At 63.2% G+C, this 21410-nt stretch carries 15 protein-coding genes and 1 pseudogene; 7 read left to right on the forward strand and 9 right to left on the reverse strand.

Annotated elements, in window-relative coordinates:
* Positions 1 to 4038, reverse strand: coding sequence for a Pls/PosA family non-ribosomal peptide synthetase (locus tag LNV06_RS18360; protein ID WP_263539740.1), 4038 nt, complete (start codon positions 4036 to 4038; stop codon positions 1 to 3).
* A 164-nt stretch (positions 4039 to 4202) separates the two neighbouring features.
* Between LNV06_RS18360 and LNV06_RS18365 the strand changes: the two genes are divergently transcribed.
* Positions 4203 to 5009 (forward strand): helix-turn-helix transcriptional regulator, encoded by an 807-nt coding sequence (locus LNV06_RS18365; protein ID WP_263539741.1) that lies wholly within the window; start codon positions 4203 to 4205, stop codon positions 5007 to 5009.
* Between the two features lie 115 nt (positions 5010 to 5124).
* Positions 5125 to 5697 carry a YbhB/YbcL family Raf kinase inhibitor-like protein gene (locus LNV06_RS18370; protein WP_263539742.1) on the forward strand — a complete coding sequence of 191 codons (573 nt, stop codon included), beginning with the start codon at positions 5125 to 5127 and terminating at the stop codon, positions 5695 to 5697.
* Between the two features lie 93 nt (positions 5698 to 5790).
* Here the strand turns inward: LNV06_RS18370 and LNV06_RS18375 are convergent, their stop codons facing one another.
* A complete protein-coding gene (locus LNV06_RS18375; RefSeq protein ID WP_263539743.1) occupies positions 5791 to 6015 on the reverse strand; it encodes a hypothetical protein in 225 nt (74 codons plus the stop codon).
* A 36-nt stretch (positions 6016 to 6051) separates the two neighbouring features.
* Complete coding sequence (locus LNV06_RS18380; RefSeq protein WP_263539744.1) at positions 6052 to 6414, reverse strand: hypothetical protein; 363 nt, start codon at positions 6412 to 6414, stop codon at positions 6052 to 6054.
* 226 nt (positions 6415 to 6640) lie between these two features.
* On the opposite strand from LNV06_RS18380, the gene LNV06_RS22715 reads away from it, so the two are divergent.
* Positions 6641 to 7633, forward strand: coding sequence for a nuclease-related domain-containing protein (locus LNV06_RS22715; RefSeq protein WP_505190989.1), 993 nt, complete (start codon positions 6641 to 6643; stop codon positions 7631 to 7633).
* A 48-nt stretch (positions 7634 to 7681) separates the two neighbouring features.
* Here the strand turns inward: LNV06_RS22715 and LNV06_RS18395 are convergent, their stop codons facing one another.
* The 4 genes from LNV06_RS18395 to dnaA all read right to left on the reverse strand — a co-directional run bounded on the left by LNV06_RS18395 (position 7682) and on the right by dnaA (position 15024).
* The gene (locus tag LNV06_RS18395) at positions 7682 to 9382 is read right to left on the reverse strand and encodes a DUF8808 domain-containing protein (RefSeq protein ID WP_263539745.1); all 1701 of its coding nucleotides are present in this window, start codon (positions 9380 to 9382) and stop codon (positions 7682 to 7684) included.
* A gap of 212 nt (positions 9383 to 9594) precedes the next feature.
* Positions 9595 to 12144 carry a DNA topoisomerase (ATP-hydrolyzing) subunit B gene (gyrB, locus tag LNV06_RS18400; protein WP_411970132.1) on the reverse strand — a complete coding sequence of 850 codons (2550 nt, stop codon included), beginning with the start codon at positions 12142 to 12144 and terminating at the stop codon, positions 9595 to 9597.
* A gap of 107 nt (positions 12145 to 12251) precedes the next feature.
* The gene (gene dnaN, locus LNV06_RS18405; RefSeq protein WP_263539746.1) at positions 12252 to 13388 is read right to left on the reverse strand and encodes a DNA polymerase III subunit beta; all 1137 of its coding nucleotides are present in this window, start codon (positions 13386 to 13388) and stop codon (positions 12252 to 12254) included.
* 133 nt (positions 13389 to 13521) lie between these two features.
* Positions 13522 to 15024, reverse strand: a complete 1503-nt coding sequence (dnaA, locus tag LNV06_RS18410; protein WP_263539770.1) for a chromosomal replication initiator protein DnaA — start codon at positions 15022 to 15024, stop codon at positions 13522 to 13524.
* Positions 15025 to 15692: 668 nt separating this feature from the next.
* On the opposite strand from dnaA, the gene rpmH reads away from it, so the two are divergent.
* Genes rpmH through yidC form a run of 4 tightly spaced genes read left to right on the forward strand, consistent with a single transcriptional unit; the run spans position 15693 to position 18362 of the window.
* Positions 15693 to 15827 (forward strand): 50S ribosomal protein L34, encoded by a 135-nt coding sequence (gene rpmH / locus LNV06_RS18415; RefSeq protein ID WP_054021782.1) that lies wholly within the window; start codon positions 15693 to 15695, stop codon positions 15825 to 15827.
* A 19-nt stretch (positions 15828 to 15846) separates the two neighbouring features.
* Positions 15847 to 16311, forward strand: coding sequence for a ribonuclease P protein component (locus LNV06_RS18420; RefSeq protein ID WP_263539747.1), 465 nt, complete (start codon positions 15847 to 15849; stop codon positions 16309 to 16311).
* 33 nt (positions 16312 to 16344) lie between these two features.
* Complete coding sequence (gene yidD / locus LNV06_RS18425) at positions 16345 to 16641, forward strand: membrane protein insertion efficiency factor YidD (RefSeq protein ID WP_263539771.1); 297 nt, start codon at positions 16345 to 16347, stop codon at positions 16639 to 16641.
* Positions 16638 to 18362 carry a membrane protein insertase YidC gene (gene yidC, locus LNV06_RS18430; RefSeq protein WP_263539748.1) on the forward strand — a complete coding sequence of 575 codons (1725 nt, stop codon included), beginning with the start codon at positions 16638 to 16640 and terminating at the stop codon, positions 18360 to 18362. The genes yidD and yidC overlap by 4 nt, the downstream gene beginning before the upstream one ends.
* Before the next feature lie 187 nt (positions 18363 to 18549).
* Here yidC and LNV06_RS18435 read toward each other — a convergent pair whose 3' ends face one another.
* Complete coding sequence (locus LNV06_RS18435) at positions 18550 to 20505, reverse strand: hypothetical protein (RefSeq protein ID WP_263539749.1); 1956 nt, start codon at positions 20503 to 20505, stop codon at positions 18550 to 18552.
* A gap of 171 nt (positions 20506 to 20676) precedes the next feature.
* Positions 20677 to 21410 (reverse strand): annotated as a pseudogene (locus tag LNV06_RS18440) (hypothetical protein); the annotation flags it as partial.

Below are 21410 nucleotides of genomic sequence, written 5' to 3' on the forward strand. Positions count from 1 at the left end.
TCAAGTACGCTGCGGGCCAGCCGGGCAACCGCTCCAAGCCGAGCCGGCCGGGATGCTCTCGCCCTTCATCACCAGGGTCATGGCGCCGAGCCGCGCGTCGTCGCCGACGCTGGCGCCGTAGAGCACCGTGCTGCGCGGGCCGATGTTGACGCGCGCGCCAATGTGCACATGGTCAATCTTCATAACCCGGTCTTCGAACAGATGCGTTTGCGGGCAAGTCAGGGCGTTCAACTCGCTGTAGTCGCCGATGTGCACGCAGTCGAATTCGGTGATGTCGGTGGTGTCGAGAAAAACACCCCGGCCGATCTTGGCGCCGAGCAGCTGGAAGGCCAGCGGCAGCCAAGGCGTGCCGCGCAAAAAGCGCAAGAAATTGGGCACGGCAATGCCCTCAAACAAATTGGTGGCCGCCTCGGAGATCCAAACAAAAGGCGTCCACATCGGCGTGGCGCGCTGGCGGTAACGCCCCAGCAGCAGCCACTTGAACAGCGCCACAAAGACAAAGCAGGCCAGGCCGAACATCAAACCCGAGGCGGTCAGATCCCAGGCCACGCCCAGCCATTGACCGTCGCTGGCCTCGGGCATCACATCGAGCACGATGGTGTAGCCGGCCGAGATCACGATGGCGTGCGGCGCCACGATGCGGAAGCTCTCCACCAAGCTGCGACCAAGCCGGCGCACCCACGAAGGCTTGAAGGTCAGCGACTCCGGATAACCCGCCACCGCCTCACGCGCCGGCAAATGAATCGGCGGCGTGCCCAGCCAGGTGTCGCCGCTCTGCATGCGCTCGCCATCGGGGGCACGCGAAAGCACGCCGATCAAGACGTTCTCGGGAATGGTGGTGCCGTCCGGCACATAAGCGCCATTGCCCACAAAACTGCGGCGCGACACCACGGTGGGCTGCATGCTCATCCAGCCGCCATCGATCTCTTCATCCCCCAGCAAGACCGCGTCAGCAATAAAGGTCTCATCGCCCAGCGTCAACATATCGGGCACCACGCCCAGGGCGGTGGAGATCTCGGCGCCGCGGCCGACGCGCGCACCCAGCAGGCGATACCACCAGGGCGAGAACACCGTGGCATAGACGCCGTGCAGCACCTGCAGGCTGGACTCTTGAATCTGGTTCACCAACCACTTGCTGCAGTAAACCCAGCTGTGCACCGGCCAGCTGCCGCTTTGCATGCGCGGCAAGATGCCCCATCGAATCGCCGCTGACAAGAGCGCGGTGGCCACAATCAAGACCGCGCTGGCGGGCAGCGCCAGCACGAAGTAACGCAAGAGCTGCAGAGGCACCCAGTCGCCCTGCAGCCAGGCGATAGACGTCAACTCGTCCAGGGTGTCGATCAACATAAAGCTCGGGAACACCGGCAGGAAGAAGAGCGTGGCGATCAAGAGCGCGCCGGTCACGAAGAACAGCCCCTCCAGCGCCCGCCACCAAGCGCTCACCCGCGGGCGAGGCCGCAAACTGGCCGGGTCAAAAGCGCCAACATCGCGCGCCGGCGAGCCGGTCCACACCCGCGCGGGCGGCACCCGCTCGCCTGCACTCAAGGCCGACTGGCCCTGCAGATGGGCCCACTCTCCGACCTGGGTATCACCCTCCAAGACGCAATAAGAGCCCACATAAGCCTGCGGCGCGATGTCGATGCGGCCCAGCAGCAGCTCGCCGCGCAGCACGCGGGCGTTCTCCAAATTGACCGCATTGCCGATGCTGGCACCATCGCCCACGCTCAAGAGCTCCGGTGCGCGCAGGGTGATGGAGCCGATCAAGACGTCCTGGCCGATGCGCGCCCCCAGTGCGCGCAACCACCACACATGCAAGGACGAGCCGCTGAGCAAGTACACCGGCGCGGCCTCGAGCAAGCGATCGGCCAGCCACCAGCGGAAGTAGGTGAACCCCCAGAGCGGGTAGCGGCCCGGCTTGAGGCGACCCGCAATCAGCCATTTGCCAGCAATGGCCAGCGCGAACTCCAGCACCGTCATGCCCAGGAAGACGGCCACCGACATGCCCACCGCCACCCAAACCGAGTCGGCCGGATCACCGGTGAAGTAATGGAAAGTGAAGAAGGGCGCCAGCCACTGCGCCATGCGCAGCGCCACCAACACCGGCACCACCAGAGCCTGCGCCAAGCCACAGCGCCAGCGTCGCCAGGCCGAGGGCGGCTGCCAAGCCGGCGTGCTTGAATTGCCGCCCGCGCCCTCATTCGCCACCGGGGCTTGCATTGCCTCCAGCACCTCGGCAATGGTGCCGATGCGCCGGCCTTGGTAGATGTCTCGCACCGTCAGCCCGGCAAAGCGGGCTTGAGCGCGCAGCGCCGAGGCCAGACGCGCCGCCAGCAGCGAGTGGCCTCCCAGATCGTTGAAGAAATCGGCCTCGCGACGGATCGCCTGGCCAGGGAACAGGGTCTTCAGCGCGGCGAACAACGCCGCCTCGGCTTCGCTGCGGGCCACGTCGTCCTGGCTGGCGTCCTCGGCCTCTTGAACCAGGGGCATGGCGCGAAGGGCGTGACGATCGATCTTGCCCGAGGTCAGCCGCGGCATGGCCGGCAGCCAAACATAACGCGCTGGCACCATATAAGGCGGCAAGACTTGGGCCAAGGCTTGGCGCAGCGTTGCGGCCGACAAAGCGTTGGCCGCATCGGCCACCAGATAGGCCACCAATTGCTCCAGGCCCGCATCGCTACGCAACAAAACCGCCACCGTGCCCACGCCCGGCTGCTGCGCCAACAAGGCCTCGATCTCGCCCAGCTCCACACGAAAGCCGCGAATCTTCACCTGGTCATCGACCCGACCCAGGCAGTGAATCTGCCCTTGCTCGTCAATGCGCGCCAGGTCGCCGCTGCGGTACAGGCGGGCATCCAGGGCGCCGCTGGACCAGGGGTTGGGCAGGAACTTTTGCGCCGTCAGCTCCGGCCGGCCCAAATAGCCCGCCGCCACGCCGGGGCCGCTGATGCAAAGCTCGCCGGTCTCGCCCTGAGGCTGCAGGCGCAAGCCGTTTTCGACATCCGGCGCAATCACCATCAGCTGGTAGTTAGGCAGAGGCTGGCCAATCGTGACGGCGTCGCCAGCGCGCAGCTCGGCCATGCTGGCGCTGACGCTGGTCTCGCTCGGCCCATAGCTGTTGAAGACCTGACGGCCGGGCCGCGCCCAACGCGCCACCAGTGCCTCGGGGCACATCTCGCCGCCCAGATTGATCAGGCGCAGGCCCGGCACGTCTTGGTTGAACAAGGCTAGCAAAGTGGGCACCGCATGCAGCACCGTCACGCCTTGTTCGATCAGCGCCAGCGGCAGGGCATCGGGGTCGGCCGCAATCTCGCGCGGCGCCAGCCACAGCGTGGCGCCAGCCGAATAGCTGATCCAGATCTCCTCGAAGGACATGTCGAAGGCGACCGAGAAGCCTTGGTAGACCGTGTCTTCGGCGCGCACGCCCAGCAGCGCGTTCTCGCTGCGCAGAAAGTGGCAGATGCTGGCCTGGCTGATGGCAATGCCCTTGGGCTTGCCGGTCGAGCCCGAGGTGTAGATCACATAGGCCGGATGCTCGGGCAGGGCACCATCGCGGCGCCGTGTAACTGCATCGTTAGCTGGCGAGCCGGAGTCCAGCAGCAAGGCCTCGGCCGTCCACAAGGCGCAGCCCAGCTCAGCCAGCCCCGCCAAACGCGGCGCGAACTCCGCGCAGCTCAGCAAGCCGACGGCCTGCGCGTCCTCCAGGCAGACCAGCACCCGCTCGACCGGCGTGTCGGCATCGCTGGGCAGCCAGGCCGCGCCGGTCTTGGCAATGGCCAGCTGCATCACCAGCAGCTCGATGCCGCGCGGCATCCACAGACCGACGATTTGCCCCGGCCGCACACCGGCCTCCATCAAGCGGGTGGCTGCGCGGTCCGCCAGGGCATCCAGCTCGGCATAGCTCAGCATTCGCGCCCCCTGACGCAAAGCCGTTTGCTCGGGCAAGCGCCGTGCCGTGGCCTCAAACACATCGGCCAGCACCTCTTGGCGCAGGAACTCGGGGCGGTCCGGGCCGCGAAGAATCGGGGAATCAGAGGTCAAGGAGAACAGACTCGGCGGCGCAGCGCTCAAAAGAAGAAGTACATATGAAACTGAGATCCAGGCCTTGGATTCAGAGCCCGGGCCGGCCTTTGCAGCACGAGAGACTGCGCCCAGGTGCAATGGTACGACCTCATGCAAGCCTGCCAGCAAGGGACAATCCGGCCATGCACCTCTCCGCTCAGCCCCGGGACGCCCGCTTCAAGGAAGCCACGGCCCAAACCATTTCCACCACCGTGGCGCACCAAGTGCGCACCGCCACCGTGCGCGACGATCTGGTGGGCTGGGTGCAGGCGGGCCGCAAGCGCTTGGTCACGCCGGCTGGTGAGCTGCAGTTCGGCGCCGGCCAGGTTTTTCTGATCCCGCGGCAGACCCAGTGGGACATGATCAACGAGCCGCCTGCAGGCGGGCGCTACGAAGCGCGGCTGATTGGCTTTGCGCCCACGCTGATCGAGCGCTTCCACCAGCGCTTTGGCCAATTCGCGGCCCAGCCCTCACTGCAAGGCAGCGCCAGCTCGGAGGCCGACGAAGACTTCTGCGCCAGCTTCGGCCACGCGCTGACGGCCTTGCAAAGCCCCGAGGCCTCAGATGCGATGCGCGAGCACCGCGCCATGGAAGTCTTGCTGCTGTTGGCTGAGCGCGGCCTGGTGTTTGCCGCCAGCCGCGAGCTGGCCTGGGCCGACCGGGTGCGCCGCCTGCTGAGCCAGCGGCCACAAGCGCCCTGGACGCTGCAGCAAGTGGCCGAGGCCTTTCACCTCAGCGCCAGCAGCCTGCAGCGCCGCCTGGCCGAGGAGTCGGCCTCCTTCAGTCAGTGCATCCGCGAAGTCAGGCTGGAGACCGCCATGGCCCTGCTGCAAGACTCGGCCCTGCAAGTCTCCGAAGTGGCGGCGCGCTGCGGCTATGACTCGCACAGCCGCTTCTCGGCCGCCTTCCGCGAGCGCTTTGGCTTTGCGCCTTCACACATGCGTCCTTGATAGTTGCATTGAAGTCAACGCCGCCTGGCGCACAGCATTTGAGACCTGCGGGCTAGCGGAATTCTCAAGGCCAGCGCACCATAGCGGCTCTGTGTTCATTGAAACAAGGTCACACATGAGCCTCAACAAAACCCTGATCGCCAGCGCCCTGATCGGCGCCGCTTCACTCGTCCACGCCGCCGGCTTCGAACTCAGCAGCCCCGAGATCAAGCCAAACAGCCTGATGGACGCCAAGCTCGAGTTCAACGGCTTCGGCTGCAGCGGCGAGAACAAATCGCCCGCCCTGCAATGGCGCGGCGCCCCGGCTGGCACCAAGTCCTTCGCCGTGACGGTGTATGACCCCGACGCCCCCACTGGCTCCGGCTGGTGGCATTGGTCCGTCATCAACGTGCCAGCCGATGTGAACGCTCTCGCACCAGACGCCGGCGCTGTGGGCGGCGCCAACCTGCCCAAGGGCGCCAGCCATGTGCGCATCGACTACGGCGTGGCCGGCTGGGGCGGCCTGTGCCCCCCGCAAGGCGACAAGCCGCACCGCTACATCTTCACCGTCCACGCGCTGAAGACCGACAAGCTCGAAATCCCCGCCGATGCCACCGCTGCACTCGCCGGCTACATGATCAACGCCAACGCCCTGGGCAAGGCCAGCTTCACCGCCAAGTACGGCCGCACCAAGGCGGCGGCCAAGTAAACGAAAGCAGCGCTCAGGCCGTGCCGTATCTTTCTCAACGAGCAACAGGCCGCCAAGCGCGGCCTGTTGTCGTTTCAAGCCTCGATATCTTCATCAAGAAGCCTGAGACAAGAGCTCACGGATGCGAGCAATGGTCGCCTCCACCGGCGCCTCCCGCGAAACCTCCAACCCCAGCGCCCGCGCAATCTGATTCACCTTGGCCGGATGCAGCGGAATGCCGCCCGCGTCAATCGCCGTGATCAGCGCGCGGGCTTGAGCCTGCTCGGGCTTGGCGGTAGCGCGCTGGGTCAACAGGCGGCGAAGTGGCGAGGGTTTCATCGGCAGTACCGCAGACGTGGAAAACGCCCCCAAGCCTCAAGCGCCGGGCGACAACTTGCCCGCAAACGCGGCGCCCTGAACCGCAGCGCTGATGGCGCTGCAGTCGGAATCCTCATCCTCATAAATCACCAGAAACCAAAACATTTGTTCGGGCGCACCGAACACCGGGCTCAGGGCAGACGCCGGCCGAGCCAGCTTCAGCTTGACCTCCAGCGACAGCTCCTCGGCCTCGGCCAGCCCCTGCCGCGGCACCGCCTCCAGTTCCGGCGTCTCGGCTCTGAAGTCCAGCAAAACCACCAAGTCATTGGTCTTGAAGTGCCGTTGCGCCGCCTGCGCAAAGTTGAACACGCGCTCGTCGACTAGCGCTTGCTGGCGTTCGGGGAGGGGGGATTCGCTCATGGGTGGCTGGGGAGGGATGGTGTGTGGCGTGATTATCCAGAGGTGGCGCTTGAGGTACGGCGCCAGGCTGCTACATCTTTTGCATAACGGCCACAAAGCGCAGATGGACCTTTTGCCTCGATCCAGCGCTCGCGAGTGGATTAGGCACGATTCTTAAGCAGCGTCCAACGCCAAGCCGCAGACCGTGGGATCAAAATGCTGCGCAAGTAAACCGTCATCCCCTGCCATGTTGATCAAGTCTGCAGACGACAAATCGTCACGCCTCAAGCTCTTGACTGAGTTGCAACAATCGGCCCTGCTCGATGCATTCCAGAAGAACTGGCTCAAATCTGAAGTGCAGCGCCAAAAGCGGGGCGGACAGGGTGAGCGTGATGCCGCCTTTTATATCGACAGTTGGTCGAAGGACAGCGAGAACCATGCCGTCTTGCATGACTTGCGCTTCGAGGTCGACGGAGAAGTCGCGCAGATTGACCATTTGGTCATCAACCGGACGCAACGCTTTTACTTGTTCGAAACAAAGTGCTTCAACGGGCAAGTGCACATCAATGAAGCGGGCGAGTTCGCGGTCGAGTATCCAGGCGAGCGGATGTTTGGCGTGCCGTCCCCTTTGGAGCAGAGCCGGCGCCACGAACGCATCCTGAGCAAACTGTTGGAGCGCTTGGGCATCAGCGGCCGGGCCGGCTTAACGCCCACCTTTCACCACATCGTGATGGTGCACCCCAAGGCCCTCATCCATCGTCCTGATGCAAAACGCTTTGACACCAGCAACGTCATCAAGGCCGACATGATCGCCCGCTGGCATGAAGAGCACATTGAGCGATTGAGCACCGTCCATTTGCTTGGTCAGCTAATGAATATCCACAGCGGCGACAGCCTGAAGGAGTGGGCTCAGAAGCTAGCCCGCCAGCATCGGCCAGCGGACCCGCTGCAACTGCCGGACTTCATGGCGCCGAAGGCCTCTCAACAGACGGCTGCGCCAGTGACGCCGTCTGTGCCAACGGCGAGGTCAATTGGGGTGCAAGCTACGACCTCTCTGGCGAACAGCCCTAGCGAACCCAGCCCGCCGGACCTCACGGGCCATCCGCTCTACCGCAAGCTGGTTTGCGCAAGCTGCCAAACCAAGATCAGCTACCCGGAGGGGAAGTTCTGTTGGAATCAGGAGAAGCGCTTTAAGGGACTGCAGTACTGCCGGCCTTGTCAGGCCTCTTCTGAACTCTGAGTTGTGTTTTCCTGCTTGGGGCTGGGCTCACCTGGGCGAATCGTGCCATTAAACGGAAGCAACAGGCTCCCAACGCTCCACGCCTCGCTGCATGGCCGTCAGCTCTACCGCTTCACGCATGCGACTGAACAGTTCCTGCTCCCAGTGCAGCGGCCCCTTCAAAGGTCGACCCAAGAGTTGGCTGGCCTGAGCGTCAAATGGCTCAGGCAAGGCCTCACGCAACAAACGCCAATGCTCAACGATCAGGGGTTCACGGCTGCGCAACAGTTCTGCCGTGGGCAACTTGTCTGACTTGCTGCCGTTGACCTTGCCATCGACCGGCATCAGGTTCCACAGATCGTTATTGCCCCACAAGGAAAACGGGATGACATGATCGACCGCCCACTTGTCGCGCAGCGGCTTGAGGCTCCAGACACACTCGCTGGCACCCCCCTGCTCAAACACCTGGCGGGCCAACAAGGTGGCACGCTTCGGCTCGGGCAAAGCCAACAACAAAGGCAAGGCGTCACCTGCACTGATTTGCTGACGCTGTGAGAAGCTCTCGGTCAAACTGGCCCAGCGCAAGATCACCGCATCGGTCACCCAGTGGCCCAACAGACTCAACTCTTGCCAGAGGCTGGCTCGCATCATCACCAAGCGCTGCTTGCCGTCATAACTGAACAGAGAGCCGGCATCGGAAGACAGCCCCGAATGACGCACCGGTCCTTCGCGAATCGCAGCCTCGATTGTTTTCAAGCAAGCCTCCAAGGACTTGGCCTGCTCGGCCCGCAAACGATGCGAGGCCAAATCCTGTTGCCACGCACTGAGTCCACCGTGAAGACCGGCCTGTCGATAGGGTTGCATCAGGTCGATCATGGCGGCCCGAAACTTCAGCTGTTTGGTCGAGCCTGCGCCCTCACTGCGTGACTGCGGCACGAAGCGTTCGGAAGCGAAGATCGGCCAGTAATAGGCCAACCACTTCTCGGCAATCCTTCGTACCGGCACGCTCACCCACCCATCAGCCAACCATCGCGCGCAACGGGGCTCCTTCACCGCCATCTCGGCCAAGGCCCGAAATAAGGCCAACTTGTAGGTCGCCTCCTTTTTGTCGCGGTTAAGAATGCCTTCGATTTGGTCCACCGCCCGAGCCCCGCCCCCTACGCGCAACTCAAACAGCAACGTGTACCAAGTCACGCCACCTCGACCCAGACTGTCCTCACTGTGCCAGCGGCCAATCTGTTGAAAGCCCAGTCGCTCCAACAGCAGTTGCATGGCCTCGGGCGTGTAGTTCTGAAACAGGCGTCCGTCTTTGTCCCGGTCGCCATTGACCAGGTCATCCCGCGCCAAGGGCAAGGAGATCAAAAGCCGCCCAAATGGCTTGAGCAACTTGCGCAATGCAAATGCAGCATCAAACAGCTCCGCATCCGGCACATGCATCAGCACCGCGCTGCACAGCAGGCCATCAAAGCCGCCACCAAAGGGTTCACCAATCGCAGGCAACTCTGCAGGCAACAAACGTTCGCTCAGCTCAGGGTGCGTTTGCACAGCTGCCTCACGCATGGCCGCGCTGGGCTCGACGCCATAGGCCTCATAGCCCTGGCGAGCCAGCACCGCCATATCGCGCCCTGAGCCCGCGCCTACGTCCAACACCCGGCTGCCTGGTGCAAACGCGAGCGGGAAGTACTTGGAAACGGCACTTTCCGCCGCCTCATACTGCGCGGCTACGTCTTTGGCATAACGGTCATAAAACGCGGATGTTGGTTGATCCATCTTCCAATAGGCTTAAGGCGTCTACTGTGAATCTGCCGAGAACGACGGGTCGGCAAATACCTCGCGCCAAGCGTACCAGCAATGGGGTCAGGTGTTGCTAGCTGGAGAGCCGAGGCAATGGAAATCGGCCGCAGACTGGCTCAATCAAACGCACAAACGAAAAGTGGCCCAATGGGCCACTTTCCAATTTCACCGAGCTAATTTTTGAAAAATTAGACGTCGATATTCCCAGCACGAAGGGCGTTGGACTCAATGAAATCACGACGTGGTTCCACTTCGTCGCCCATCAGCATGGTGAACACGCGGTCGGCTTCGATGGCGTCGTCGATCTGCACGCGCAGCAGGCGGCGGACGTTGGGGTCCATCGTGGTTTCCCAGAGCTGCTCGGGGTTCATTTCGCCCAGACCTTTATAGCGCTGGCGGCCGACCGAGTTTTCGGCTTGGGCCATCAGCCAGGCCATGGCGCTGCGGAAGTCGCTGATCTTGCTTTCTTTGGCTTTTTCGCCCTCGCCCTTGCGGACGATGGCGTTCTCGCCGATCAGGTCTTTAAAAGTGACGCCAGCGGTGCTCAGCACGGCGTAGTCGGCGCTGTGCACGAAATCGGCGTTGATGACGCTGGAGCGGGTGTTGCCGTGTTGCTTGCGGCTGATGCGCAGCAGGTATTTGTCGGTGCGCTCGTCGTACTCGCTGCGCACTTCGGCCTGGTGCAGGGCGGCTTGCATGGCGACGGCGGCAGCCTCGGAGGCTTCTTTGCCGTCGAGGTTGATGGCCAGGCCGCCGGAGAGCACGCGCAGCGCTTCAAAGTCCATCCAGTTGGACAGGCGGGTGATGACGCTTTCGGCCGACACGTATTGGCGCGCCAGCGTTTCCAGCGCTTCGCCGCTGAGTACGGTGTCGCCGTGGCCCGTGTGCAGGTGGGCGTCCTGCATGGCGATCTTGAGCAAGAAGCTGTCGAGCTCGCTGCCGTCCTTCAGGTATTGCTCGTGCTTGCCGACCTTGACCTTGTAGAGCGGCGGCTGGGCGATGTAGATGTGGCCACGCTCGCACAGCTCGGGCATCTGGCGGTAGAAGAAGGTCAGCAGCAGGGTGCGGATGTGGGCGCCGTCAACGTCCGCGTCGGTCATGATGATGATGCGGTGGTAGCGGAGCTTGTCGGGGTTGAAGTCGTCGCTGCCGGCGCCGCGGCCGATGCCGGTGCCCAAAGCGGTGATCAGGGTCAGAATTTCGTTGCTGGTGAGCAGCTTTTCATAACGCGCTTTCTCGACGTTCAAGATCTTGCCGCGCAGCGGCAGGATGGCCTGGAACTTACGGTCGCGCCCTTGCTTGGCGGAGCCACCGGCGGAGTCACCCTCCACGATGTAGATTTCGCAGAGCGAGGGGTCTTTTTCCTGGCAGTCGGCCAGCTTGCCGGGCAGGCCCAGGCCGTCGAGCACGCCCTTGCGGCGAGTCATTTCGCGGGCCTTGCGGGCGGCTTCGCGGGCGCGGGCGGCGTCGAGGATCTTGCCGCAGATCATCTTGGCGTCGATCGGGTTCTCGAGCAAGAAGTCGGTCAGCAGGCGGCTGACGATGTCTTCCACCGGGGCGCGCACTTCGCTGGAGACCAGCTTGTCTTTGGTCTGCGAGCTGAACTTGGGCTCGGGCACCTTGACGGAAACCACGCAGGCCAGGCCTTCGCGCATATCATCGCCGGCCACTTCGACCTTGGCCTTTTTGGCCAGGTCGTTGTCGGCGATGTATTTGTTCAGCACCCGGGTCATGGCGGCGCGCAGGCCGGTCAAGTGGGTGCCGCCGTCGCGCTGCGGAATGTTGTTGGTGAAGCAGAGCACGTTTTCGTTGTAGCTCTCGTTCCACTGCATGGAGACTTCGACGCCAACGTTGGTGCCTTGCTCGCTGATCTTGTCGCCTTGGGCGTGGAAGATGGTCGGGTGCAGGACGTTCTTGCCCTTGTTGATGAACTCAACAAAGCCCTTCACACCGCCGGCGTAGGCGAAGTTGTCTTCTTTGTTGTTGCGCTCATCGACCAGGCGGATCTTCACGCCGTTGTTCAAGAAGCTCAGCTCGCGCAGGCGCTTGGCCAAGATTTCGTAGTGGAAATCGACGTTGGTGAAGATCTCGTCGTCGGGCAAGAAGTGCACTTCGGTGCCGCGCTTGTCGGTGTCACCGACGATGCGCATGGGGCTGACTTCAAAGCCTTCGCGCATTTCGAGCAGGCGGTCTTGCGGCACGCCCTTCTTGAACTCGACCTGGTGAATCTTGCCTTCGCGGCGCACGGTTAGGCGCAGGTGCTTGGACAGCGCGTTCACGCAGCTCACGCCCACGCCGTGCAAGCCGCCCGAGACCTTGTAGGAGTTTTGGTTGAACTTGCCGCCGGCGTGCAGCTCGGTCAGTGCAATTTCAGCGGCACTGCGCTTGGGCTCGTGCTTGTCGTCCATCTTGACGTCGGTAGGGATGCCCCGGCCGTTGTCGCTGACGCTGATGGAGTTGTCGGTGTGGATGGTGACGATGATGTCGTCGCAATGGCCGGCCAGCGACTCGTCGATGGAGTTGTCCACCACTTCGAACACGAGGTGGTGCAGACCGGTGCCGTCGGAGGTGTCACCGATGTACATGCCGGGGCGCTTGCGCACGGCCTCCAGGCCTTCGAGGATCTGGATGGAATCGGCGCCGTAGACCGCGCCCGCCGTCACGTCCGCATCGGCGGCCGCCTGCTGCTTGTCGGTCAGACCGTCGGGATTCATTTCGTTGCTCGGCACATCACTCATCGGGGACTCTCTCTCTCACTCACGGGGCCAAAATTTCTGCCCCTTAAAAGCACTGAAGCGGGCTGAGCTTTGAAGCCCACGCCCGCTGTTTAATTTCTTGCTATGGCCTAGATCCGCATCGGCATCACGACGTATTTGAAGCCGGTCTGCTCGGGGATGGTGATCAGGGCGCTGGCGGAGCTGTCGTTCAGGTCAATGCTGACCATGTCTTGGCTCATGTTTTGCAGCGCGTCCATCAGGTAGGTCACGTTGAAGCCGGTTTCGATCAGGTCGCCGGCGTAATCGATTTCGATTTCTTCCTTGGCTTCTTCTTGCTCGGCGTTGCTGGAGGCAATGCTCAAGAGGCCCGGCTCGAAGGACAGGCGCACGGCCTTGAACTTCTCGCTGGTCAAAATGGCGGCGCGCTGCAGGCTGGACAACAGCGTCAGGCGACCCAGCGTGACATTGAACTTGTGGTTCTTGGGGATGACGCGGTTGTAGTCGGGGAACTTGCCCTCGACCAGCTTGGTCACGAACTCCATGCCCGAGAAGCTGAACTTGGCCTGGTTGCCGGCGAAGCGCATTTCGATGGGGGCGTCTTCGTTTTCGCCGTTCTTGTCAGATTTCGCGCCGTCCTTCAGCAAGCGCATCAACTCCAGCACGGTCTTGCGCGGCAGGATGACTTCTTGCTTGGGGATTTCGGTTTCCAGCTCGGCCTGGGCCAGGGCGAGGCGGTGGCCGTCGGTGGCGACCAGGGTCAGGTTCTTGCCTTCGGCCACGAACAAAATGCCGTTCAGGTAGTAACGGATGTCGTGCACGGCCATCGAGAAGTGCACCTGGTTGATCAGGTGCTTCAGCGTCTTTTGCGGCACGGAGAAGGCTGGGCCGAAGTCGGCCGCTTCTTGCACCAGCGGGAAGTCGTCCGAGGGCAGGGTCTGCAGCGTGAAGCGGCTCTTGCCGCCCTGCAGGGTCAGCTTGGACGCATTGGCCGTCAGCGAGACGGTTTGATCCGCCGGCATGGAGCGCAAGATGTCGATCAGCTTGCGGGCACCCACGGTGGTGCTGAAGTCGCCGGCGTCACCGCCCAACTCGGCCGTGGTGCGGACCTGGATTTCCAGGTCGCTGGTGGTCAGCTCGAGATGGGGGCCATGCTTGCGGATCAGCACATTGGCAAGGATGGGCAGCGTGTGGCGCCGCTCCACAATGCCGGCAACCGCCTGAAGGGCACCGAGCACCTTGTCCTGGGTGGCTTTCAACACAATCATGTCAACCTCTTTCCGCTTGTTCTGAGGGGTTCTCACTCACCGCGCGCCCTCCGAAAAACGCGCGCGCGGTAACAGCTCGCATTTTGACCCAGGAATGGGGTGTTTCTGGCCCCGGTGTAACCAGAGTGCGCGATCAACCCTTCAAAGTCTGTTCCAGCACATGCAGTTGCTGGTTCAACTCGGTGTTTTTCTGGCGTTCGCCGCCAATCTTGCGCACGGCATGCAAGACGGTGGTGTGGTCGCGGCCGCCAAACAGCTCGCCAATCTCGGGCAGGCTCTTCTGGGTCAGCTCCTTGGCGATGTACATGGCGATCTGGCGCGGCCGGGCAATGCTGGCCGGGCGCTTCTTGCTGTACATGTCGGCGATCTTGATCTTGTAGAAGTCGGCCACCGTCTTTTGGATGTTTTCCACCGAGATCTGGCGGTTCTGGATCGAGAGCAGGTCTTTCAGCGCCTCGCGGGCCAGCTGGATATTGATTTCCTTGTGGCTGAAGCGGCTGTAGGCCAAGACCTTGCGCAGCGCGCCCTCCAGCTCGCGCACATTGGCGCGCACGTTTTTGGCGATGAAGAAGGCCACGTCTTCGGGCATGGGCGTGGCTTCAGCCTCCGCCTTCTTGATCAGAATCGCAACGCGCATTTCCAGCTCGGGCGGCTCGATGGCCACCGTCAGGCCGGCGTCGAAGCGGCTGGTCAGACGCTCATCGATATCGGCCAGGCCCTTGGGGTAGGTGTCGCTGGTCATGATGATGTGAGCGCGCTTGGCCAGCAGGGCCTCGAAGGCGTTGAAGAACTCCTCCTGCGTGCGCTCTTTGCCGGCGAAGAACTGCACATCGTCGATTAGCAGCAGATCAAGCGAGTGGTACTTGGCCTTCAGCTCATCAAAAGTCTTGCGCTGGTAGTTCTTCACCACGTCGGAGATGAACTGCTCGGCGTGAAGATAAAGCACGCGCGCATCGGGCTTGTCCTTCAGCAGGGCGTTGCCCACGGCGTGGATCAAATGGGTTTTGCCCAGGCCCACGCCGCCATAGATGAACAGCGGGTTGTACATCGCACCCGGCGCGCCGGCCACATGCAGGGCGGCGGTACGCGCCATCTGGTTGGCGCGGCCAGGGACGAGGTTGTCAAAGGTCAGCGCACTGTTGATGCGGTGGCGGCTGGCGCTCGGCGGCAGGGAGCTGGGGGCGGGGCTGGCTGCGCTTTGGACTTGGATAGCCGCTGCCGAATGAGCGGCAGGTGTGGCACCTGCAGCGACCGGCGCCGAAGCTGCAGGCGCCGCCGCCACGGGCCGCAAGCCGTTGTGCAGCACCTGGCCCACCGGCATCGGCTGATTGGCCGGCGGCAAGTTCGGCGATGTGCGGCTGAGCGGCTCGCGGGCGGCCAGCGCCAGCTCCAAGCGGGCCGGTTTGCCGGACAGCTCGGTCAAGATGGCCTCGATGCGGCCGGCGTATTGGTTGCGGATCCAATCCAGCTTGAAGCGATTGGGCACCCGCAGGGCAATGACCAAGCCTTCGGCCCCGCCTGCATCGGACACGATGGCCGGTGGCAAGGGACGAATCCAGGTGTTGAATTGTTGTTCGGGCAGTTCGGCCGCCAACCTCTCGCAGCCACGCTGCCAAAGGTCCCCACCCAGGTCCATGGCCGCCGAAGCGGCGCTGTGATCGAGTGCGTGGGAGTTCAGTCCGTCTGCGCCAAGCATGTCTGCGCTCATTGTGGAAAACTTGTTCTAGAGCGGCTGGATTGTACGGACATCCGGCCACCAAACCCCGAGTTATCCACAGATTTTTTACTAGGGTCAAGCCCCTGAAAACACTAGGGCGCGGGTACTCGGCATTGACCGACGGTCAAATCTTTGGTGTAATCGCGGGTTTTCCGGACGCTGGATTAAGCGGAGTATGGATGTTTGGCCAAGGCCAGCAGGGTGAACACTTCAAAAGAAGTGCGCCTTGCAGGGATTGACCGGCACCTGTCCACGCAACATCGGTGAGTCAGACGCACTGACCTTGATCTGTGACTTGTTCACAGGCAAGTGTGCAACTGGCACGCAGGTGTTTGTGAACGCATAGAACACATTGACGGCACCCCGGCGCGGCACACATCAGTGGCCGTCGACGTCTGAATCGGCTGAGCGCTTTGCCGCTCGCCCTTTGCAGGCCCGACGCCCCCGGTGCGAACCGCAAATCGCGCCCAACAGCGCAACAACGTTTTGCACCCGGCGACTGATCGCCAACAACCGCTAAAGCGTCATTCCTGACGTCCTTAGACCTTCGCTAGCAATTCCCTGGATTTTTCCAAGAGGGCCTCATCATGAAACGCACTTATCAAGCCTCCAAGACCCGTCGCGCCCGTACCCACGGTTTCCTGGTTCGCATGAAGACTCGCGGTGGCCGCGCAGTCATCGCCGCGCGCCGCGCCAAGGGCCGCAAGCGCCTGGCTGTCTAAGCTTAGACACCACAGAATCATGATCGGCCGCATCGTGCGATCGGCCGACTTTGAACGCGTGCTGGCTCGCTCTAGCCGCGTGCGCAGCAGTCATTTTGCGGTGCATCACCTCGCCGCCACACCCAGTGTGGCCAGCAAGCCCGCCAAGGTCTTATCCACCGAAGCAGGCGAGTTATCAACAGGCGATGCACAAGTCACCCACAAGCCTGTGGATGACACACCGCCCGACGCTTGCTGGCTGGGTGCCATCGTGCCCAAACGCCACGCCAAGCGCTCGGTGACTCGCTCGCTGCTGAAGCGCCAGATCCGTGCTGCATTTGCGACACAACCCGACTTGCCTCCCGGCTTGTGGGTGGTGCGCTTGCGCTCGCCTTTTGATCGCAAGCTATTTCCCAGCGCTGCTTCGGATGCGCTGCGCGCAGCCGCGCACGCCGAACTGGCACAGCTGGTCGGCCGGCTGGTGGCGCCTCGCGCCAAGCCCTGATTCCGCTTTTCCGCCATGAGCCGCCCCCTGTCGATCGCCCAACGCGTGCTGATTGGCTTGGTGCGTGGCTACCGTTTGCTGCTGAGCCCCTGGCTCGGGGCCTCGTGCCGCTTTGAGCCGACTTGTTCGGTTTATTCGATCGAAGCCTTGCAGCGCCATGGCGCGGCGGCGGGCAGCTATTTGACCGTGCACCGAATTCTGCGTTGCAACCCGTTTTGCGAAGGCGGCCATGACGGCGTGCCTGACAATGCGCCCGGCTTGTTCACCCGTCTCGGGTGCGTGCCGGATGCAACTTCTCCTCGACCCTCCAATCCAGAAGCCTCCTCATGACTGATATACGCCGCACCGTGCTGTGGGTGGTGTTCACCATGTCCCTCGTCCTGCTGTGGGACGGCTGGCAAAAGCACAACGGACACCCGTCCATGTTCAGCCCTCCAGCGCCCAAGCCCGCCGCAGTTGCTGGCTCTGCGCCTGGCACCGGCCTGCCGACCGCCAGCGCCTTGCCGGGCGCGGCCAATGTGGCCGGCGCAGCAGCACCCGCTGCCGCCGCCGCGACAACTGGCGAGGCCATTCACATCAAGACCGATGTGCTGGACGTGACGCTGAACACCTTGGGCGGCGACGTCACCCGTGTGGAGTTGCCTCACTACCTGACCGGCCCCGAGCCGGGCTTGTTCGACCCCATCCTGCAGGCCATCGGCATCAAGGAAAAGAAGGCCATCCCGCAAACCCCGGTGGTGCTGCTGGACAGCGCAGGCCAAAGCTACAAGGCCCAGACCGGCCTGCTGGGCGGCCAAGCCGGCGCTTTGCCCAACCACAACACCTTGTTGACCGTCACGAGCGCCGAGCGCGAGTTGAAAGACGGCGCCAACGAGTTGTTGGTGCGCATGGAGTCGCCCGAGCAAGGCGGCGTCAAGTACGTCAAGACTTTCAGCTTCAAGCGCGGCGACTATGTGGTCGGCGTCAAGCACGAGATCATCAACGTCGGCGCTGTGGCGGTCACGCCGCAGGTCTATGTGCAACTGGTGCGTAGCGCCATGGTCGGCCCAGGCGGCGCACCCTTCACCTCCACCTTCACTGGCCCGGCGCTCTACACCGACAAGGCCAAGTTCCAGAAGGTCGAGTTCAAGGACATCGACAAAGACAAGGTCGACATCGACAAGACCGCCGACAACGGCTGGGTCGCGATGGTGCAGCACTACTTCGCCAGCGCCTGGTTGCATAACGACAAGTCTGCACGTGAATTCTTCGTCAACAAGGTGAAGGGCGCTGCGCCCGAGCAATACGCTGTGGGCATGGTCTTCACGCTGCCGGCCGTCGCCCCGGGCGCCACCGCCACCAAAGACGACCAGCTCTTCGTCGGCCCGCAAGAAGAGAAAAAGCTCGCCGATCTGGCTCCGGGCCTGGAATTGGTGAAGGACTACGGCATCTTCGCCATCTTGGCCAAGCCGCTGTTCTGGCTGCTGGAAAAGCTGCACGCCATGCTGGGCAACTGGGGCTGGGCCATCATCGCCCTGGTCGTGTTGCTGAAGATCGCCTTCTACTGGCTCAATGCCAGCGCCTACAAGAGCATGGCAAAGATGAAGGCCGTTGGCCCCAAGGTGCAAGCGATGCGCGAGCGCCTGAAAGACAAACCGCAAGAGATGCAGCAAGAAATGATGCGCATCTACCGCGAAGAGAAGGTCAACCCCATCGGCGGCTGCCTGCCCATCTTCCTGCAAATGCCTTTCTTCATGGGCCTGTACTGGGTGCTGCTGTCCACCGTTGAAATGCGCGGCGCCCCTTGGCTGGGCTGGATTGTTGACCTCTCGGCCAAAGACCCTTACTTCATCTTGCCGCTGCTGATGACGGCCTCCAGCCTGTTCCAGGTCTGGCTGAACCCGACCCCGCCGGACCCGATGCAAGCCAAGATGATGTGGATCATGCCGCTGGCCTTCAGCTTCATGTTCTTCGTCTTCCCCTCGGGCCTGGTGCTCTACTGGCTGGTCAACAACATCTTGTCGATCGCCCAGCAATGGTTCATCAACAAGCAGCTCGGCGTGCAGAACTAGCCGCCCAAGCGCCAGACGTGTAGAAATTCACAAAGCCCCCAAGCCCCCCGCGCTTGGGGGCTTTTTTATTGGCTGAAGAAGGACTTAAATCAAGCCATGCGGGGCAGCAGTGGGTCTGGCAACAGGACCCAAGGCACGCGAACCAGCTTCATGCGAATGTTGGATCCGGCCTCCCCCGCGCCACCCATCACTGACCCAGCCAGTTGCTCCAGCCCACATTGGCGATGCCAAACTGCACACGGCCTGCGGGCGAAACCCACAAAGGCGTACGCAGGTAGTAGCGCTTGCCGCTGCTGCGTTCGGTCATTTCCATCTGGCAGACCAGGCTGAACTGGTTGGTGTGGCTGGCTGATGCCCAGGCATACACCAAGCCCGACAGGCCGTAGCTCGGCGGTGTGCGCGACGTCAAAGGAGCAGCAACCACCTCGCCCCGGCGCCGGGTGTAGCGCACCCCGCCGTCCCCCACCAGGCCCAGCAGGGGATCGAAAAGCTCGCCCATACAGCGGTTCACGCTCAAGGAGGTGTCAAAACGGACCACCCAGTCTTGACCCGAGTCGGTTGTGGCATCGATGCGGCGCCCATCCGGCCTGAGCAATTGCGGCTCCAAGGTCTGCACGCAGTAACGCGGCATTTCCACAGGCGGTGAACCCGAGTGGTAGGCCGGGTCGAAGACATCGTAGACCGCTCCTTGGAAGCAGGCCTCATCGACATTGAATTGCTGACGCAGATCCGGCGGCGTCAGGGGCAGGCCGGTGTTGGGCACCAAGGCCAGCTGGTAGCCGGTGAGCAATTCGGCGCCCACCGGCAGGGGCAGCAGGGTCAAGCCCTCAGCGGGCACCGGCTTGGGGTCTTGCGGGCCCGGCGTGGGCAAAGGGTTAGGCAATGGGGTCGGCGTCGGATCGGGCGGGGCGTCACAGCGGGCCAAGTCACCACCGCCTCCCAAGGGATAGGGTTCGCTGAGCAGCGCGGCCTGCAGATCGGTGCCGCCGCCCAGCTTGAGCTTGGCGCTGACCTCGCCAAACAGCTCCGACTTCCAGCCCAGGCAGTTGCGGGTGCCGTCGGCGCGCACCTGCGCTGTCACCGCCAGATTGGCCCGCAGGCTGGCGCTCAGGGGCAGTACGCTGTCCAGCACGCGCAGCTGCAAGTCTGGCCCCACTTTCAGCTGCAGGCCCAAGCTGGTGGTCGACTTGCCCGGCAGCGGCTTGGCCGTGGGGGGCTGGCTGGGGGCGCTGCCGGTGATGCGATGGCTGCTCAGCAGTTGCTGGCTGATCGGGTCATAGCGCAGTTCCAGATGGCTGCGGGTTTCGCCATCGATCACCCGCATCTCGACCTTGGCGTCCCCCTTGGCCTCGCCCTGCAACATGATGGGCACTTCCACCTTCACCGCACCCAAGGTTTGGGGAATCGCGTAGCTGAAGCGCTTGAGTTCGATGCCGTTTTGGCTGCCGCCTTCGCTATTCGTGCTTTGCAGCTGCAGCAGCAGGCTTTGATTGAGGGCGAGGTCACCGGTCAGTTGCAAGGTTTTGAAGCCGCTGCTGGCCGTGAAGTCCAGGTCCAGATCCAGCGTCATGGTCAGCTGACCCTTGTAGCTCAGGCCCACCGGGCCGAAGGCGTTCAGGTCGTAGGCAAAGTTGCCCGAGACCGTGCCGGCCGCAGGCATGTTGGCCGCCATCGCCCGTACCGCACTGGCAGCGGGCAACAGCTGCGCCTCTTGCAGCTTGGCTTTCACCCGCAGGCTGGCAAACACCTCGCCCAGCTCGGGCACTCGCGTGCTCAAGCGGGTGCCTCTGGCGTCCAGCGCCGTCACCGCATAGGCGCGGCCCGCCACGATCAGAACCTGCCCCACTTGCGCCCCGGGCGCGGCGCTGAAAACCAGGGTCCCATCGGCCTCGCTTTGCAAGAGCTGCGGTGCGCCAGCGGCGGTGCTGAGTTCTCGCACGGTGCTTTGATACGCCGCTTGCACCATGATGTCGCCGCTGGCCGCAGGAGGTGTCGGGCGGATCAGGGCGCTGGGGCTCGCGGGATCGCTGGGTTTGGGCGCAGCGGGATCACCCGACGGGCCGGCCCCACCGCCAGCGCCTCCTCCGCATGCCGCGAGCAGGCTCAAGCTCAGCGCCAAGGCCACCACGGGGGCCCCTGCCATGCCGCACCGACCAAGACGGGTGTTCAATTGTTTTTTCATGGGATCGGAAGGAGAAGATGTGGGACGAGCGATCAGGCCCGCCGTCCAGCGCCCCGCTCAAGCGGCGCAGCCGGGGCTGGCCCGGCTGCATCGTTTGTCAAGGAATCAAGTTTTTGCCGCTGAGGGTCGGTCTCAGTTCTGCAGCCACATATCGACATAGCCCGGCCCACCGTTCGTGGGCACACCGCGGCTCACCACGACATAACGCGTCAAACCATTGACTTGGAAGCTGTAGGCCGTCAGGTAGAGCTTGCCTTTGCCGCCGCCGATGGTGATGGTGCCGCCAGCCAGCAAGCTGGTGAGCTCGGCTGCCGTGATGCTGCTGCCGTCATTGCCGCTCAGATTGCCGCTGGCATCCAAGCTGTATTTCAGGCTGTTGGCGGTGGGCGCACTGCTTTGATTGCTGCTCTCGCCATCGATATTGGTGTAGCTGCAATCCTCCATGCGATAAAAACTCTGGCCGGCCAGCTCGCTGGCGCGGCTGAGCTTGAGCGCCTGCGCCCCGCCCGCGCTGGACTGCGTGACCACACCCACAAAAGCGGACTTGAGCGGCGCGCCGTTGCACAACATGATCACGCTGCCATTGGCGCGGTTCACCACGGTGTAGCCGGTGGTGCTGATGCCAAAGTCACTGCCCAAGACGGTGAGTACGGTGCTGGCGGTGCTGCTCAGCGTCCAAGCCAGGCCTTGGGTGTTGCTGCGGTCAATCGCACCCGCATCGAGCGTTGCGCTCGCAGATTTGGGGGCATAGACATCGAATTGCTGGCCCAGGAACAGGGCATTCAGGCCACTGCTGTTGACCGGGCTGGGTGCGGGTGCGGGTGCGGGTGCGGGTGCGGGTGCGGGTGCGGGTGCGGGTGCGGGTG

The sequence above is a fragment of the Paucibacter sp. Y2R2-4 genome (assembly GCF_025717535.1).
Taxonomy (GTDB): Bacteria; Pseudomonadota; Gammaproteobacteria; order Burkholderiales; family Burkholderiaceae_C; genus Paucibacter_A.